Origin of the sequence: Antarctobacter sediminis (assembly GCF_019218285.1) — a bacterium.
Lineage (GTDB): Bacteria > Pseudomonadota > Alphaproteobacteria > Rhodobacterales > Rhodobacteraceae > Antarctobacter > Antarctobacter sediminis.
Window position 1 is genome coordinate 112,876 of the sequence record NZ_JAHUZG010000008.1, and the last position, 17,350, is coordinate 130,225.

Annotated in this window: 14 protein-coding genes; 4 read left to right on the plus strand and 10 right to left on the minus strand. The window is 62.3% G+C overall.

All coding sequences use genetic code 11. The features are described from left to right. Window positions 1–68: 68 nt before the first annotated feature. Window positions 69–2,231, minus strand: a complete 2,163-nt coding sequence (katG, locus tag KJP30_RS23580) for a catalase/peroxidase HPI (protein ID WP_218451996.1) — start codon at window positions 2,229–2,231, stop codon at window positions 69–71. 201 nt (window positions 2,232–2,432) lie between these two features. On the opposite strand from katG, the gene KJP30_RS23585 reads away from it, so the two are divergent. Beyond that, window positions 2,433–3,326: a hydrogen peroxide-inducible genes activator gene (locus KJP30_RS23585; protein ID WP_218451997.1), complete on the plus strand. Its 894-nt coding sequence runs from the start codon at window positions 2,433–2,435 to the stop codon at window positions 3,324–3,326. Here KJP30_RS23585 and KJP30_RS23590 read toward each other — a convergent pair. The 6 genes from KJP30_RS23590 to KJP30_RS23615 form a co-directional block, all read right to left on the minus strand. Continuing rightward, window positions 3,323–4,561 (minus strand): CoA transferase, encoded by a 1,239-nt coding sequence (locus KJP30_RS23590; protein WP_218451998.1) that lies wholly within the window; start codon window positions 4,559–4,561, stop codon window positions 3,323–3,325. The two genes, KJP30_RS23585 and KJP30_RS23590, sit on opposite strands and share 4 nt — an antisense overlap. Next, window positions 4,561–5,427 carry an HTD2 family dehydratase gene (locus KJP30_RS23595; RefSeq protein WP_246594724.1) on the minus strand — a complete coding sequence of 289 codons (867 nt, stop codon included), beginning with the start codon at window positions 5,425–5,427 and terminating at the stop codon, window positions 4,561–4,563. The genes KJP30_RS23590 and KJP30_RS23595 overlap by 1 nt, the downstream gene beginning before the upstream one ends. Next, on the minus strand, window positions 5,424–6,320 hold the full coding sequence (gene sucD / locus KJP30_RS23600) for a succinate--CoA ligase subunit alpha (protein WP_218451999.1): 897 nt from the start codon (window positions 6,318–6,320) through the stop codon (window positions 5,424–5,426). Before sucD ends, KJP30_RS23595 begins: the two co-directional genes overlap by 4 nt. An 11-nt stretch (window positions 6,321–6,331) precedes the next feature. Next, the gene (locus KJP30_RS23605; RefSeq protein ID WP_218452000.1) at window positions 6,332–7,510 is read right to left on the minus strand and encodes a malate--CoA ligase subunit beta; all 1,179 of its coding nucleotides are present in this window, start codon (window positions 7,508–7,510) and stop codon (window positions 6,332–6,334) included. Between the two features lie 51 nt (window positions 7,511–7,561). Further along, window positions 7,562–8,521 carry an HpcH/HpaI aldolase/citrate lyase family protein gene (locus KJP30_RS23610; protein ID WP_218452001.1) on the minus strand — a complete coding sequence of 320 codons (960 nt, stop codon included), beginning with the start codon at window positions 8,519–8,521 and terminating at the stop codon, window positions 7,562–7,564. A gap of 83 nt (window positions 8,522–8,604) precedes the next feature. Further along, window positions 8,605–9,807 (minus strand): pyridoxal-phosphate-dependent aminotransferase family protein, encoded by a 1,203-nt coding sequence (locus KJP30_RS23615; protein ID WP_218452002.1) that lies wholly within the window; start codon window positions 9,805–9,807, stop codon window positions 8,605–8,607. A gap of 141 nt (window positions 9,808–9,948) precedes the next feature. Here KJP30_RS23615 and KJP30_RS23620 point away from each other — a divergent pair, with 141 nt between their 5' ends. Together KJP30_RS23620 and KJP30_RS23625 are read left to right on the plus strand one after the other, a co-directional pair. Further along, on the plus strand, window positions 9,949–11,352 hold the full coding sequence (locus tag KJP30_RS23620) for a helix-turn-helix domain-containing protein (RefSeq protein ID WP_218452003.1): 1,404 nt from the start codon (window positions 9,949–9,951) through the stop codon (window positions 11,350–11,352). A gap of 196 nt (window positions 11,353–11,548) precedes the next feature. Next, window positions 11,549–13,198 carry an ABC transporter substrate-binding protein gene (locus KJP30_RS23625; RefSeq protein WP_218452004.1) on the plus strand — a complete coding sequence of 550 codons (1,650 nt, stop codon included), beginning with the start codon at window positions 11,549–11,551 and terminating at the stop codon, window positions 13,196–13,198. Between the two features lie 66 nt (window positions 13,199–13,264). Here the strand turns inward: KJP30_RS23625 and tdh are convergent, their stop codons facing one another. The 3 genes from tdh to KJP30_RS23640 form a co-directional block, all read right to left on the minus strand. Continuing rightward, complete coding sequence (tdh, locus tag KJP30_RS23630) at window positions 13,265–14,302, minus strand: L-threonine 3-dehydrogenase (protein ID WP_218452005.1); 1,038 nt, start codon at window positions 14,300–14,302, stop codon at window positions 13,265–13,267. Beyond that, window positions 14,299–15,486 carry a glycine C-acetyltransferase gene (locus KJP30_RS23635; RefSeq protein ID WP_218452006.1) on the minus strand — a complete coding sequence of 396 codons (1,188 nt, stop codon included), beginning with the start codon at window positions 15,484–15,486 and terminating at the stop codon, window positions 14,299–14,301. The genes tdh and KJP30_RS23635 overlap by 4 nt, the downstream gene beginning before the upstream one ends. Window positions 15,487–15,580: 94 nt before the next feature. Next, window positions 15,581–16,141: a helix-turn-helix domain-containing protein gene (locus KJP30_RS23640; protein WP_218452007.1), complete on the minus strand. Its 561-nt coding sequence runs from the start codon at window positions 16,139–16,141 to the stop codon at window positions 15,581–15,583. 96 nt (window positions 16,142–16,237) lie between these two features. Here KJP30_RS23640 and KJP30_RS23645 point away from each other — a divergent pair, with 96 nt between their 5' ends. Next, a complete protein-coding gene (locus tag KJP30_RS23645; protein ID WP_218452015.1) occupies window positions 16,238–17,152 on the plus strand; it encodes an aminotransferase class IV in 915 nt (304 codons plus the stop codon). Window positions 17,153–17,350: the final 198 nt, after the last annotated feature.

Below are 17,350 nucleotides of genomic sequence, written 5' to 3' on the forward strand. Positions count from 1 at the left end.
CCAACAGACCCCAACGCAAAAGGCGCCCCGGTCCCCCGAGGCGCCTTCGTTCTTTCACCGCGTTCAGATCAGGCGTCGAAACGGTCTGCGTTCATGACCTTGGTCCAGGCCGAAACGAAATCGTTCACGAACTGCCCGGCCGCGTCATCCTGCGCATAGACCTCAGCATAGGCCCGCAGGATCGAGTTCGAGCCGAACACAAGGTCGACACGGGTCGCGGTGAACCTGGTCTCGCCCGTGGCCCGGTCCTGGATCGCATAGGTGCCGTCGCCACCGGGCACCCATTTATAGGCCATATCCGTCAGGTTGACGAAAAAGTCCGTGGTCAGCGCGCCGGGACGGTCGGTAAAGACCCCATGCGCGGTGCCGCCGTGGTTGGTGCCCATGGCCCGCATACCGCCCAGCAGGACAGTCATTTCCGGCCCGGTCAGCCCCATAAGCTGCGCCCGATCCAGCAGCAGCTCTTCGGCGGTGACGGCATAGTCCTTTTTCAGCCAGTTGCGGAAGCCATCGGCCACCGGTTCCAGCACGTCGAAAGAGGCCGCATCGGTCATTTCGTCCGTGGCATCGCCGCGACCCGGCAGGAAAGGCACCTCGACATCGACGCCAGCCGCCTTGGCCGCCTGCTCGACACCGACGTTACCCGCCAGCACGATCACATCCGCAACCGAGGCACCGGTCTCTGCCGCGATCGGCTCCAGCACCGACAGCACGCGCGCAAGGCGGTCCGGCTCGTTGCCTTCCCAGTCCTTCTGCGGCGCCAGACGGATGCGGGCCCCGTTGGCACCGCCGCGCAGATCGGACTGGCGGAACGTGCGGGCGCTATCCCATGCGGTCGATACCATGTCGGCCACCGACAGGCCGCTGTCCGCGATCTTGGCCTTTACCGCCGCAACGTCATAGTCCTTGTTGCCCTCGGGGATCGGATCCTGCCAGATCAGATCTTCCTGCGGGGCATCCGGGCCGATGTAACGAACACGGGGGCCCATGTCGCGGTGGGTCAGCTTGAACCATGCGCGGGCAAAGGCGTCGTCGAAATAGGCCGGGTCAGCCATGAATTTCTGACAGATCGCGTTATAGGTTGGGTCAACCTTCATCGCCATATCCGCATCGGTCATCATCGGCATGACACGCTTGGAGGGATCGGTCGGATCCACCGGCATGTCTTCTTCCTTGATGTCGATCGGACGCCACTGGTTGGCACCGGCGGGCGATTTGGTCAGTTCCCATTCATAGCCGAACAGCAGCTTGAAATAGCCCATGTCCCATTTGGTCGGCTCTGTGGTCCATGCGCCCTCGACACCCGAGGTCACGGCGTTGGTCGCCTTGCCGCCCATGTTCGGGTTGATCCAGCCCAGACCCTGGTTTTCGACCTCAGCCGCTTCGGGTTCCGCGCCCAGCGCGCCCGCATCGCCGTTGCCATGCGCCTTGCCGACGGTGTGACCACCGCAGGTCAGCGCCGCGGTTTCCTCGTCATCCATCGCCATGCGGGCAAAGGTCTCGCGCACCTGAGCGGCGGTTTTCATCGGGTCGGGCTGGCCGTTCACCCCCTCGGGGTTCACGTAGATCAGGCCCATCTGGACCGCGGCCAGCGGGTTTTCCATGGTCTCGGGCTTGGAGACGTCTTCGTAACGGGTGTCCGACGGCGGCAGCCATTCGCGCTCGGCGCCCCAATAGACGTCTTTTTCCGGATGCCAGATGTCTTCGCGGCCAAAGGAGAAGCCAAAGGTCTTCAGCCCCATGTCCTCATAGGCCATGGTCCCGGCCAGCAGGATCAGGTCCGCCCAGCTGAGCTTGTTGCCGTATTTCTTTTTGACCGGCCACAGCAGGCGGCGGGCCTTGTCGAGGTTGCCGTTGTCGGGCCAGCTGTTCAGCGGGGCAAAGCGGATGTTGCCTGCGCCACCGCCGCCACGGCCATCCGCCAGACGATAGGACCCGGCCGAGTGCCACGCGAGACGGATCATCAGACCGCCATAATGGCCATAGTCCGCCGGCCACCAGTCCTGACTGTCGGTCATCAGGGCGCGAACGTCAGCTTTGACCGCTTCGAAATCAAGCGACTTGACCTCTTCGCGATAGTTGACGTGCCCGATCGGCGTCGTCTTGGTGTCCTGCTGGTGCAGGATGTCGAGGTTCAGCGTCTTCGGCCACCAATCGGTGACAGAGCTGTCCGACACGGTCAGCGCGCCATGCATGACCGGGCATTTGCCCGCCATATCGTTGCCGTCCATGATGTTCTCCCTTGGTCATGAAGGTCAGTCCGGGCCACCCCGGCCCGTCCCTTGTGTCTCAATCGGGGGTGGATCCAAGCGACCACGCGGCGTTCTCCGGCCGGTTCGGCGACTCGCATCCGCCACTCCCTAGAATCTTTCTAACAAGCAGAATCCATATCCTTAAGTTGTATTTTCTCATCACCATCATAACTTCCGCCTATGAAGAATCTTACGCTCCGCCAACTCCGTTATTTCGAGGCGCTAGCCCGCCACGGCCATTTCGGACGGGCCGCCGCCGCCTGTTCCGTGTCACAGCCTGCGCTTTCGGTTCAGATCCGCGATCTGGAAACGGATCTGGGTGCGCCCCTGTTCGAACGCACCGCACGTCAGGTGCGCCTGACCGCATTGGGAGAAGCCTGCCTGACACGCGCCGTCGACATCCTTCGGGCGGTCGATGAGTTTCAGGATCTTGCCCGGGCGGCGCAGGGTGATCTGGTCGGGCGCTTGCGGCTGGGGGTGATCCCCACCGTCGCGCCCTATCTGCTGCCAGCGCTGTTCGCGGAACTGAATGCCAGCCACGCAGGGCTTGACCTGCATGTGCGCGAAACGCTGACGCCACGCCTGCTGACCGAATTGCAGGACGGCAAGATCGACGCGGCCATCCTTGCCCTCCCGGTTGGCGAACCGGGCCTGCAAGAGGTCGCGCTGTTCGAGGAACGTTTTGTCTTTGTCCGGCCAGAGGCCGAGGCCGAGGCCCCCGTGCCCGATGGCGAGGCGCTGCAAAAGATGCGCCTGCTGTTGCTGGAAGAAGGGCATTGCTTTCGCGATCAGGCACTGAGTTTTTGCAAGCTCAGCACCGCCACGCCCCGCGACGGGCTGGACGGGTCATCGCTTACGACGCTGGTCCAGATGGTTGGCGCCGGGCTGGGGGTGACGCTGATCCCGGAAATGGCGGTGCCGGTGGAAACCCCGTCGGCTCGGGTGGCGGTCGCGCCCTTTGCCGATCCCCAGCCGTCACGCACCATAGGCATGGTCTGGCGGCGTTCGAACCCGCTGACGGATCAGTTCATGCGCCTTGCCGACAGTGTGCGGCACGCCGCGGGCGCGAATTAAGAGGCGAGGCGACAGTCGCCGGGCACCTGTGCGGCAATGCCGTCATCCATCAGGCGGGCGATCACGCCTCCGGGCAAGCCCGCCACATCCGCCAGCACCTCTTCGGTATGCTGCCCCAAAAGCGGCGCGGGCCGGGGGCTGGCCCGGTCGAAACCGCGAAAGCTGAACGGGGTTCCCGGTGTCAGGTAGCGGCCCGTCGCGGGGTGGTCCACCTCGGCGAAAATCGGGTTCTCTGCGGTCAGGTCCGCATCTTCCCGCAGCGCCTGGGCAAAGCTGCGAAACACCGACCACGTGACGCCGCTGGTGTCGAACCGCTCGGCAAAATCAGACAGGTTGCGCGCGGCGAACCAAGGCGCCAGCAGCTTGGTGATCTCGGCCCGATGGGTCCATCGCTGGCCCTCTTGACCAAGATCCACCCCAAGGCGCGCGCCAAGGCGGGCCATCTTGGCCGTGGTTCCGGTGACATCCAGCAGGTTCTTCCATTGGCGCGGGGTCAGCGCGATCACCATGACGCGCTGGCCGTCGGCGCAGATGAAATCCTGCCCATAGGCCCCGTAAAGCGCATTGCCGGTTTTCGCCCGGTCGATGCCGTTCACCACCACTTCACCGAGGATGCCAAGATTGCCCAGCATGGCGGCGGCGGCATCTTTCAGCGTCAGGTCGACATGCTGCCCCTGTCCCTTGCGCAGGCGCGTGCGTTCGGCCGCCAAAAGGCCGGAAACCACCATGTTTCCCGCGATGCAGTCCCATGCTGGCAGGACATGGGCCACCGGCTCGGCCGAACCTTCGGGCCCGGTGGCCATGGGAAAGCCCAGCGCCGGGTTCACGGTGTAATCCACCGCCGGCCGCCCATGCCGGTCGCCGCGCAGCGACACCATGCAGAGGTCGGGCCGCCGGGCCGTCAACGTGTCGAAATCCGTCCAGCCCTTGGCCGCAAGATTGGTGATGAACAGGCCCGCATCTTCGCCGGGGGCGCAGATGATTTCCTGCGCAATTTCGCGGCCACGCGGGGTCTTTACGTCCAGCGCGACCGACCGCTTGCCCTTGTTCATCCCGTCCCAGAACAGGCTGTGCCCAGAGCGCGTGACCGGCCAACGGCGATGATCCATCCCACCTTGGGGCAGGTCAAAGCGGATCACGTCCGCCCCCATCTGCGCCAGTGTCATGCCCGCAAGCGGAACCGCCACGAAGGCAGAGCTTTCGATCACCCGCATTCCATCCAGGATACCGCTCATCACAGCCACTCCATTCTTGCCTGAAGGCCAAGGTAGTTCTCGAAGGTGGCTGTCCCGATCTCGATCGCACCGCCTTCGGGGGCCAGCGCTCCCACCAACCGCAGGTCCGCGTCATGGAACATCGGATGCACCACGCGATACGAGAAGCGGCTGGGCGCGCGGCCCGTGTGCCGCTCTGCCGCCTCGATCGCCATGGTTGCCTGCATCGGTCCATGCACGACCAGCGCCGGGTATTTCTCGACTTGCTGCGCATAGGGCAGATCATAGTGAATGCGGTGCGCGTTGTAGGTGGCCGCTGAATAACGGAACAGCCGCACCTCGTTCATTGGCACCCTTTCGTCATAGGCCAGCCGGTCGGGCACCGGCACCTGCCGGGGTGGGCGGAAACTTGGCGGGATGTCGAGGTAGACGATGTTTTGCTCTTCCTCGATCACACCGCCCCGTTCGCCGGTCGTGACGTGATCGACCGTGACAAAGGCCATAGGCCCGGTCTTGCCCTCCTTCTGAGTGACCGCCCGGATGGTCGAGACCTTGTTCAGCCTTTCGCCCACGCGAAAGACGCCTTTGAAACGCACATCGCCGCCCGCCCACATGCGGCGGCGAAACGGCAGCGGCGGAAGAAAACCGCCCAGCGCCGGATGCCCGTCCTTGCCCAGATCGCTCATCGCGACAAATTCCGGGAACGCAACCCAATGCCAGAGGCTGGGCAGTTCTGCGCCCTCCCGCATCTCGCGATGCGGGCTGAGATCGTGGCTGACTGCTGCGTTCAACATCCCCGCGAGGTTGGGCGTGACGCCCCCCTCGCGGGTTTCGCTGCGCCCGATCCAGTCGGTATAGTCGGGCTCCATGAGGGACGCGGCGCTCATGCCGCGGCCCGCAGGCCCAGCAGTTCGGCCATGGTGCGCCCCATGGCCGACGGGTTCGGGGCGACGGTGATGCCCACGGCGCTGAGGATCTCGACCTTTTCCTGCGCGCTTTCGCCAAAGGCACTGATGATCGCACCCGCATGGCCCATCTGGCGGCCCTTGGGCGCGGCCAGACCCGCGATATAGGCGGCCACTGGCTTGGTCATGTGATCGCGGACAAAGGCGGCGGCTTCGGCCTCTTGCGGGCCGCCGATTTCGCCGATCATCATCACGGCATCGGTTTCAGGATCGTTTTCGAACAGTTCGAGGATGTCCTTGAAGCTGGACCCGTTGATCGGATCGCCACCGATGCCAATCGAAGAGGAAATCCCGATGCCCAGCGCCTTCATCTGGCTTGCCGCCTCATAGCCCAGCGTTCCGGAGCGGCCCACGATCCCCACCCGCCCCGGCATGTAGATATGCGGCGGCATGATCCCCATGAATCCTTTGCCGGGGCTGATGATGCCCGCACAATTGGGACCAATCAGCCGCATCTTCTTTTCGCGCGGATAGCGGCGCAGAAAGCGTTTCACTCGCATCATGTCCTGCGCCGGAATGCCGTCGGTGACGCAGACGGCGGTCTTGATGCCCGCATCCGCCGCCTCCATCATCGCGTCGGCGGCAAAGGCCGGGGGCACGAACAGGAGGCTGGCCTCGGCTCCGGTTTCCTCGACCGCCTGCCGCACGGTGTTGAACACGGGCCGGTTCAGAACGGTGGTGCCCCCCTTGCCCGGGGTCACGCCCGCCACGACCCGCGTGCCGTATTCGATCATCTCCTGCGCATGGAATTGCCCGATGCGGCCCGACAGGCCCTGAACGACGACCTTGGTGTCTTCATTGATAAGAATTGCCATGGCTTGTCTCCTTACTCGGCGGCGATGGGGTGGGGCCGTGCGGCCACTGCGGCCTCGGCCGCCTCTTCCAGCGTGTCGGCACTGATGATGGGCAGGCCGCTGTCGCGAATGATCTTTTGGCCTTCCTCGACATTGGTGCCGCTGAGGCGGACCACCACGGGGATTTCGATCCCCACGTCGCGATAGGCCTGACAGACCCCCTTGGCGATCCAGTCGCAGCGGTTGATCCCGGCAAAGATGTTGACGAGGATCACGCTGACATTCTGATCCGACAGGACCGTGCGAAAAGCCTGACAGACCCGTTCCGGCGAGGCGCCGCCGCCGATGTCGAGGAAATTCGCAGGCTCCCCGCCTGCCAGCTGGATCATATCCATCGAGGCCATCGCCAGACCGGCGCCATTGATGATGCAGCCGATGTCGCCATCCAGCCCGACATAGGCCAGCCCGTTGTCGGCGGCCACCGCCTCGCGCGGGTCCTCCTGACTGGTGTCACGCAGGGCCGCGACGCTGGGATGCTTGTAGAGCGCGTTGGAGTCGAAGGACATTTTCGCATCCAGTGCCACAAGGTCGCCGCTGCCGGTGATGACCAGCGGGTTGATTTCGACCATCATGGCGTCAAGATCGCGATAGGCCCGGTAACATGCCCGCAGGAAGGTCGAAAACTGGTCGACCTGTTTGCCTTCAAGGCCCAGCCGAAAACCAAGCTCGCGCGCTTGATACAACGCCAAACCCACCGCCGGATCGACGACCGAGCGCACAAGGCTGTCGGGATCTTCCTCGGCAAGATCCTCGATCTCCATCCCGCCGTGACCGGAGGCGACAATCATGATCCGCTCGGTCTTTCGGTCCAGAACGAAGCCCAGATACAATTCCTGCGCAATGTCCGAGGCTTGTTCGATCCAAAGGCGGTAGACCCCCTTGCCGTTCGCATCGGTCTGCTTGGTCACAAGCTGGCGACCCAGCAGTTCGCGGGCAAATTCCGCCACTTCCGTGTCGGATTTGCACAGCTTGACGCCACCCGCCTCGCCCCGGCCACCGGAATGGACCTGCGCCTTGACGACCCAGGCCTTGCCACCCAGTTCGCGCGCCCGATAGGCCGCCTGTTCAGGCGAATAGGCCAGACCGCCACGCGGCACGGGGACGCCAAAGCTTTTCAGGATTTCCTTGGCCTGATGTTCATGAATATCCATTGTCTTTCCTCCCGTTGGGAAGGTGCGCGGGGTCCGCGCACCCTGCGGTCGTCATTCCGCGGCGATGCCGCTGGACTTGGCGGCGATGGCGTTGGCCACGTCGATCACGTTGCGGGCCATCTTTTCGCTGGCCGCGTCGATCATCTTGCCGTCAAGGCTCGCCGCGCCCTTGCCCGCGGCCTCGGCAGCCCTGAGTTCCTCGATGATGCGTTCTGCCTTGCTGACCTCGGCCTCGGGCGGGCTGAAGACATCGTTGGCCATGGCGATCTGGCTGGGATGGATGGCCCATTTGCCCTCACATCCCAAAGCGGCGGCGCGCTTGGCCCCGGCAACGTAGCCCTGCCCATCGCTGAAATCGCCAAAGGGACCGTCGATGGCGCGCAACCCATAGGCCCGGCAAGCGATGACCATGCGGGTGATCGAGGCATGCCACTGATCCCCCGGGTAGTCCGGGTTCAGCCCGCCGATGTTCACGGTGCGCGCCCGCATCGACGCTGCATAGTCGGCCACGCCGAAATGCAGCGCCTCCAGCCGGCCGCCGAATTGCGCGATGGCCTCGACATTCGCCATGCCAAGCGCGGTCTCGATCAAAGCCTCAAGGCCCACACGATGGGTCAACCCGCAGGCCTGTTCGATCTGGTTGATCATCGCCTCGACCATGTAGAGGTCAGAGGGCACCCCCACCTTGGGGACAAGGATCGTGTCGATCCGGTCGCCCGCTTTTTCCATGATGTCGACCACGTCGCGATACATGTATTGCGTGTCCAGACCGTTGATCCGGACAGAGATGCTCTTTCCCTTGGCGGCCCAGTCGATGTCATTCAACAACTCGACCGCGTTCTTGCGGGCCTGATCCTTTTCCGGCGGGGCGACGGCATCCTCAAGATCAAGGAACACGAAGTCCGCAGCGCTGTCAGCGGCCTTTTCGACCATGGCCGGGTTCGAGGCCGGCACCGCCAGTTCCGAACGGTGCAGGCGTTGTTTGCGAAGGGGGTGAAGCGTATGAGACATGCGTCTGGCCTTTCATTTGGCAAAGGGGGACCGCCCGCGCCCGAAACGGGCGCAGCACGTGACAATCTGGTTGAATCAGCGGGTTACTCGGCGGCGATCGGATAAGTTTGCGCCGATGCCGATTGTTCGGCGAACCATGCCTGCGCGGCGGCGGTGCCCGATCCCGGCACCACGCCCGCCCCGGCCCGCATCAACGACAGTTCGGCCAGCGAAAGCGCGGTCAGGGCCATGCCTTCGTTGAAATCGCCAAGGTGCCCGATGCGGAACACCTTGCCGCTCAACCGGCCAAGTCCCGACCCGAAAGAGGCGTTGAACTCGTCATAGGCGATACGCAGCACTTCGCGCGCATCGACATGTTGCGGCACGCGGATCGCGCTGACCGTGTCCGAATAATAGCTGTGATGCTCGGCTACCAGATCCAGCCCCCAGGCCCGCACCCCACGACGAACGCCCTCGGCCAGACGTGCGTGGCGGGCAATCACCGCGTCCAGCCCCTCGGCGAACATCCGGTCCAGCGCAGCGCGCAATCCATGCAGCAACGGCGTGGGCGGCGTGTAGGGGAAATAGCCATCGGCGTTGAAGGCTCGCATATCCGCGAAATCATAATAGGCGCGGCGCATGGTGGCGGTCCCTGACGCCTCCAGCGCCTTTTGGCTGACGCCAAGAATGCCCAGACCGGCAGGCATCATCATGCCTTTCTGGCTGCCGGTCACGGCCAGATCGACACCCCAGTCATCCATGCGGAAGTCCATCGAACCGATGGAAGACACGCCATCGACGAACAGCAGCGCGTCGTGAAAGGTGCTGTCCAGCGCACGGCGCACGGCGGCCACGTCCGAGACCACCCCGGTGGCGGTTTCATTGTGGGTGACAAAGACGGCCTTGATCTCATCATGCACGTCGCGGCCAAGGATGCGCTCGAACTCGCCCACCGGCGCGCTGGCGCCCCAGGGCAGATCGACGACAATCGGTTCCAGCCCCAGCATTTCGGCCATCTTGACCCAAAGGGTCGAGAACTGGCCATAGCGCGCCATCAGCACCTTGTCGCCGGGGTTCAGCGTGTTGGTGATCGCCGCCTCCCACGCCGAGGTGCCCGAGCCGGGGAACAGCATGACCTCGCCGGTCGCGGTCCTGAACACGCGCTTGAGGTCCGAAAACAGGCCCAGCGTCAACTGGCCAAAGTCGCTTGCCCGCATGTCCTGTTGCGGCACGTTCATCGCCTGGCGGACACAGTCCGGCACATTGGTCGGGCCGGGGATGAAAAGATGGGTCTGTCCGGTACGCATGGTGCTCCTCCCTTGCGGTTGAGAGGCACCATGATCGAAACCCGGCAAAGGCGGAAACAAAGCCGGGTCCTGCTGTAAATGCAAAAATTCACAAAACACAGAAATTGTAAATTTGTGAAATTTCGTATACTGTAAAATACCATGAAGACTTTCATCGGGCCCCGCCTGCGCCGGTTGCGCATCGAACATGGACAGACACAGGTGCAGATGGCCAAGGCGCTTGGCATCTCGACCTCTTACGTCAACCTGCTGGAAAAAAACGAACGCAGCGTTTCAGTCCCGGTGCTGCTCAAGCTGTTCGAGGCTTATGGAGTCGACTGGCGCGACATCGCCGAAGATGACGACACCGCCCAGTTGGCCGACATTCGCGCCGCGCTTCAGGATCCGTTGTTCGAGGGTGACCGCCCCGATCTGCCCCAGTTGCGCGCGGCCATGGCGCATTCGCCGGATCTGGCCGCCTGTTTCCTGAAACTACATCGCGCGTGGATGGCGACCAATGACCAACTGATGAGCGTGGCCAGCGCAGGCGACGGCGGACAGCGCGTCCTGCCACAAACCTCCGAAGCAGTGGTTCACAACTTTTTCCGCAGCAATCGCAATCACTTTGACACGCTTGAACGGGCGGCCGAGATGTTCTGGTTCGGCGAGCGTGTTGCCCCGGACGACATTTATCCCGCACTGAAACAACGACTGAAACTGCGGTTGGATCTGCGTGTCCGGCTGGTGCCCGTTTCCGAGATGCCCGCCTCTCTGCGGGAATACGATGAGGACCGGCGCGAAGTGCGCCTGTCCGAGGCGCTGGATCATCCCAACCGCGTCTTCCAGCTGGTCCATGTTACGGCCCTGCTGGAACAAAAGGATCTGTTGGACTCGATCCTTGAACGCAGCGGGTTGAGCGATGCAAACGGCCGCGCCCGATGCCGGGTGGAACTGGCCAATTACTTCGCGGCTGCCGTGCTGATGCCCTACGACCGTTTTCTGGCCGAGGCATTGGACAGCAAATATGACTTCGATCACCTCGCCACCCGGTTTGGCGTCAGTTTCGAACAGGCCTGTCACCGGGCCACCACGCTGCAGCGCAGCGGGGCGCGCGGGGTGCCTTTCTTCTTTCTGCGAATCGACAAGGCCGGGAATGTCACCAAAAGGTTCAACTCCACCGACTTTCACCTTGCCGAATACGGCGGTGCCTGTCCCCGGCTGGAGGTGCACACCTGTTTCCGGTCTCCCGGGCTGATCCTGCCGCAGGTGGCCGAGATGCCGGACCGGTCTCAGTTCTTTGTTTTTGCGCGGACCGTCGACCGCCCCAGCTTTACCCGCCATCGGCAAGACGTGCGGCTGGCCGTGGCCATGGGCTGTGCGATGGAACATGTTGGCAGCATTGGCTACGCAGAAGAGCTGAACACGGTGCGCGCCCATGCCACCGAGATCGGCATCAACTGCCGCGTCTGCCCGCGAGCAAATTGCGATCAGCGCGCCCATCAGGCAGTGGTCTTGTCGCAACCTGTCGATGAAAACCGCAGAGGCGCCACGCGCTACGCGATCTGAGCCGCGTTTTTAAACTGCCCGAAAAATCGTCAACGCGCGCTTGACCCGCTGGCCTGCGCGGCCTTTAGTGCGCCTGTGCCCAAGGCGCGCCTGACGAAGAGCCAGACCCGGAATCGAACACGTCGCATACCGACCGATCCAAGATCTTCCCGCGCCGATCGTGACGCACATCCTTCCCGAAAGAATTGGAGCTTTCATGGAAACCCCATCCATTCACCCCGCAGCCAAGGCCCTTGCCGCCGAACACAATCGTGGAGCGCTGTCGCGCCGCGAATTTCTGGCGCGCGCCACCTCGCTGGGTGTGACCACCGCCGCGGCCTATGGCCTGATCGGCGCCGCGCTGCCCAGCAAGGCACAGGCGCAACCCGCACAGGGCGGCACGTTGCGAATTCAGTCTTCGGTCCACGCACTGAAGGATCCGCGCAATTACGACTGGCCCGAGATGGCGAATTTCTCGCGCGGGTGGCTGGAGTTTCTCGTTGAATATCAGCGTGATGGCAGCTTTATGCCGATGCTTCTGGAAAGCTGGGAGGTCAATGAGGACGCAACACAGTACATCCTGCACGTGCGCCCCGGCGTGACATGGAACGATGGCACGCCTTTCACCGCCGCCGATGTTGCCTTTAACATCACGCGCTGGTGCGACCAGACCGTCGAAGGCAACTCGATGGCCTCGCGCATGGCCACACTGGTGGACCCGGAAACCAAGCAGGCCCGTGACGGGGCAATTGTCGCCACCGACGACCTGACCGTGACGCTGACCCTGCCCGCGCCGGACATCACCCTGATCGCTGGGTTTTCGGACTATCCCGCCGGCATCGTGCCGCAGGATTTCAGCGGCGACCCGATGGCAGACCGAAAGGGCACCGGCCCCTTTGTCCCGACCGAGCTTGAGGTCGGTGTGCGCGCAGTCATGGTTCGCAATACGGATCACACATGGTGGGGCACCGAGGTCTTTGGCGGGCCCTACCTCGACCAGGTGGAATATATTGATTTCGGCACCGACTCGGTCACGCATTTCACCGCCGCAGAGGCCGATGAGATCGACATGGTCTATGAATCGCTGGGCGAGTTTGCCGACCTGATGGATGACATCGGCTGGCAACGCAGCGAGTCGCTGACCGCCAACACGGTCGTGATCCGCACCAACCAGAACGCCGAAGTCGACGGGATCAAACCCTATGCCGACGCCCGCGTGCGCCGCGCCCTTGCCATGGCAGTTCAGAACGAGGTTGTGCTGGAACTGGGCTATGGCGGCCATGGCACTATCGCTGAAAACCACCACGTCTGCCCGATCCACCCGGAATACGCGCAACTGCCCGCGCCGGTTTATGATCCCGAGGGCGCCGTGGCACTGATGGCCGAGGCAGGCCTAGCCGATTTCGAGCACGAGCTGATCTCGATAGACGACAACTGGCGGCGTGATACCTCGGACGCGGTGGCGGCCCAGTTGCGCGATGCCGGCATCAAGGTCAAACGAACGGTGATCCCCGGCAATACCTTCTGGAACGACTGGGACAAATACCCGTTCTCGGCGACCGACTGGGCGCAGCGTCCGTTGGGCGTTCAGGTGCTGGCACTTGCCTATCGCTCGGGCGAGGCATGGAACGAAACCGGATTTGCCAATGCCGAGTTCGACGAAACGCTGAAGCAGGCCATGGCCATCGCCGATGCTGATACCCGGCGCGAATTGATGGCCAAACTGGAACAGATCATGCGCGACGAAGGCGTGGTCATCCAGCCCTATTGGCGGTCGACCTATCGCCATGCGCGTCCCGGCGTGATCGGTGGCGAACAGCACCCGACCTATGAAATCCACCCCTCTATGCTGGCATTCGAGGCCTAACGAAAAAAGGCCCCGGGGAGCGATCCCCGGGGCCTTTGCACCCTGTTTCCGCTATCTGCCAGCGGCTTACCAGTCCAGCACAACCTTGCCGGATTTTCCCGACTTCATCGCGGCAAACCCCTCTTCGAAGCTGTCGACCGGAAAGCGGTGAGTGATGACCCGGCTGACGTCCAGCCCGTTTTCCAGCATGGCGATCATCTTGTACCAGGTTTCAAAGATCTCGCGGCCATAGACGCCCTTGATCGTGATTGCCTTGAAGACAATACGCGACCAGTCGACGGGGCTTTTGCCCGGCGGAATGCCCAAAAGCGCGATGCGCCCGCCCATGACCAAGGTTTCGACCATCTGGTCCAGCGCCGCCTGATTGCCGCTCATCTCCAGCCCGACGTCAAAGCCTTCTTTCATCTTCAACCGCGCCTCGACGTCCTTGAGATCTTCGGTCGCCACGTTCACCGGGATGACATCCGTCACCTTTTCCGCAAGCGCCAGCCGGTCCGGGTTCACATCGGTGATCACCACATGACGCGCACCCACGTGCCGGGCCACCGCCGCCGCCATGATCCCGATCGGTCCGGCACCGGTGATCAGCACGTCCTCTCCCACGAGGTCAAAGCTCAGCGCCGTATGAACCGCGTTCCCCAAAGGATCCAGGATCGCTCCGATTTCATCGGGGATCTCATCCGGCAGAGGCACCACGTTGAAAGCCGGCAGGCGCAGATACTGGGCAAAAGCCCCCTGTTCGTTCACGCCGATGCCCCGTGTCTGGGGGTCAAGGTGGAATTTTCCGGCGCGGCTTTGACGGGAATGCTTGCCGATCAGGTGCCCCTCTCCGCTGCATCGCTGACCGATCTTGAGATCGTCCACATTGCGGCCAACCTCGACGATCTCACCTGCAAACTCATGCCCTGTCACCAGCGGGACGGGCACGGTCTTTTGCGCCCAGTCATCCCAGTTCCAGATGTGAATATCGGTGCCGCAGATGCCTGTGGCATTGATCTTGATCAGCACGTCATCGGGGCCGATCTCGGGCACCGGGACACGTTCCATCCAAAGCCCCTCTTCAGGCTTTGCCTTCACCAGCGCCTTCATCTGGTTGCTTTTCATCGGATCACTCCCAATTCCCGGCCTGCCGTTGCAAAGGCCGCCAAGGCCTTGTCCAAATCATCGCGTGTCAGGGCGGCGCTCATCTGCGTGCGGATCCGGGCCTGCCCGCGCGGGACCACCGGAAAGAAAAAGCCCGACACATAGACGCCCAGTTCAAAAAGCCGCGCCGCCATCTGCTGCGCCAACTTGGCCTCGCCCAACATTACCGGAATGATCGGGTGCTCGCCCGGCAACAGGTCAAAGCCAAGCTCTGTCAGCCCCGCACGCCAGTAAGCCGCATTGTCAAAGAGCCGTTTACGCAGGTCATCGCCTTCTTCGACAAGGCGGAGCGCCTCGATCCCGGCGGCGACAACCGACGGCGGAAGTGCATTGGAAAAGAGATAGGGCCGCGCGCGTTGCCGCAAAAGGTCGATGACGGGCTGCGGACCGGCGATATACCCGCCGATGGCCCCGCCAAGCGCCTTGCCCAGCGTGCCCGTCAGAATATCCACATCGACACCGAAATGCGCAGGCGTCCCCTGCCCCTTCGGCCCCATAAAGCCAGTCGCATGACAGTCATCCACCATGACAAGCGCGTCGTATTTTTCCGCCAGCGCGGTGATCTCTGGCAGCTTTGCCAGATACCCGTCCATGGAGAACACGCCATCCGTCGCGATCATGATGAACCGGGCGCCATCTTCGCGGGCCTGCTTCAACTGCGCTTCCAAGTCCGCCATGTCGGAATTGGCGTAGCGATAACGCTTTGCCTTGCACAGGCGGATACCGTCGATGATCGACGCATGGTTCAGCGCATCCGAAACAATCGCATCCTCCGGCCCCAAGAGCGGCTCGAACAAACCGCCATTTGCGTCGAAACAGGCAGCAAAAAGGATCGAGTCATCCTTGCCGAGGAAATGCGCCAAACGGGTTTCCAGTTCGCGATGCAGGTCCTGCGTCCCGCAGATAAAGCGAACAGAGGCCATGCCATACCCCTTGGGGTCCATCGCGGCCTTGGCTGCCGCGATCAGGTCCGGATGATCGGCCAGACCAAGATAATTGTTGGCGCACAGGCAGATGCGCGGCTGGCCGTCGACCATGATCTCGCCGCCCTGCGGCGAGGTGATCAGCCGTTCGCGCTTCATCAGCCCCTCTGCCTCGATCTGGGCAAGGGTTTCGGTCACGTGGGTCAGGAATCGGTTTGTCATATCAGCCTCCGTTACCCGGGACGCTAACATGACGGAAGAATTTCCGAAATAGAGGATTTCGTGATTACGGATTTTTTTCCGCTATCCTGTCAAATCATGCATCCTGCACAACCAGAAACGCCCGCGCGGGGGCAGCCGCTGCAATCCTGTGGGCCACATCGGCGGCGTAGCGCGCGGTATCTCCGGGGCCGAGACGTTCGACACCGGTTCCGCTGGTCACTTCGACCTCGCCTTCAATGACGCTCAGATGCTCACGGGCACCACGCGTATGAGGCAAACTGTCCAACATCCCGCCAGCCAGAAACCGCAGTTCATAGACCTCGTGCCGGCCAGCCTCTTCGGGTGGTGAAAGAATGCGAATGGTACAGCCCGCGCCGCGGTTTTCGATTGTCGGAACATCGCTGGCGCGCAGCACTTCAATCTGCCGACCGGGTGCATCCTCCAACAAACCGGCAAAATCCACCTGAAGCGCACGGGTCAGGTTCCACAGGGTGGCAATGGTGGGCGAGGATTCGCCACGCTCAATCTGACTGACCATGCTGCGGGAAACGCCCGACAGCTTGGCCACCGCATCCAAGGAAAGCCCCTGCGCCCGCCGCGCCTCACGCAGGCGGGCGGGCAATTTAGCCAAGATGGCGTCTGCATCATCCGTCATACCGGAGGGATACCGCGTCCCCCCGCCCCGAACAAGCCTTTCGCTCGTCCCCCGCTCATGTCAGGTTTGGCGGAGCAAAGAACAGGACAAAACATGATCGACAGCCACGTCTCGACACATGACGCCGCCCCGGACGACCGCAACGACGATATCCTGATCTACGTCGACGGCCAGATCGTTCACCGGGACGAGGCAAAGGTTTCGGTCTACGACAGCGGCTTTCTTCTTGGGGACGGGATTTGGGAGGGATTGCGCCTATACGACGGCAACATCCCTTTTCTGGATGCGCATCTGGATCGGCTCTACGAAGCCTCTCTCTACCTCGAATTGGACATCGGCAAGACGCGGGCAGAGCTGACACAAGCGATCTGGGATACGTTGAATGCCAATGGCATGACAACAGATGTCCACATCCGCCTGATGGTCACGCGGGGGCGCAAGCGCAAACCTTTTCAGCATCCCCATCTGAGCATCTATGGCCCGACTATCGTCATCATCGCAGAACATTCGAAACCGGACGAGTCCGTCATTGAACGTGGGATCTCATTGTTCACCGTACCGCATCACCGCGGCCTGCCGCTGACACAGGATGCAAAGCTGAACTCCCATTCCAAGCTGAACTGCATCATCGCGCTGAACCACGCGGTGCGGGCCGGTGCCGACGAGGCGCTGATGCTGGATCCCTTCGGCTTTGTGAACACGACCAATGCCTGCAATTTCTTCATTGTCCGCAAAGGCGAGGTTTGGACCTCAACCGGCGACTACTGCATGAATGGCGTTACGCGGGCCAAAGTTATCGAGATCTGCCGAGAAAACGACATACCCGTCTTTGAGCGCAACTTTTCACTGGTGGACACCTATGGTGCGGATGAGGCATTTCTGACCGGCACATTCGGAGCGCAAACACCCGTTTTCGAAATTGATGGACGTGTTATTGGATCTGGGGAGGCTGGATCGGTTTTTCATCGGATCCGTTCGCTGTACAAGTCGGCGGCATTTGGTGTGGGCTGAGTTTGGTGACGCGCGTTTGGGGTTTAGTCTTCGCGTTTTTTGTTGATGTTTTTTTTGGATATTTTGACTTTGGAATGTCAAAAAGGCCGCGACCCTTTCAGGTGCGGCCTGGTTTTTTAATTTGGTTGCGGGGGTAGGATTTGAACCTACGACCTTCAGGTTATGAGCCTGACGAGCTACCGGGCTGCTCCACCCCGC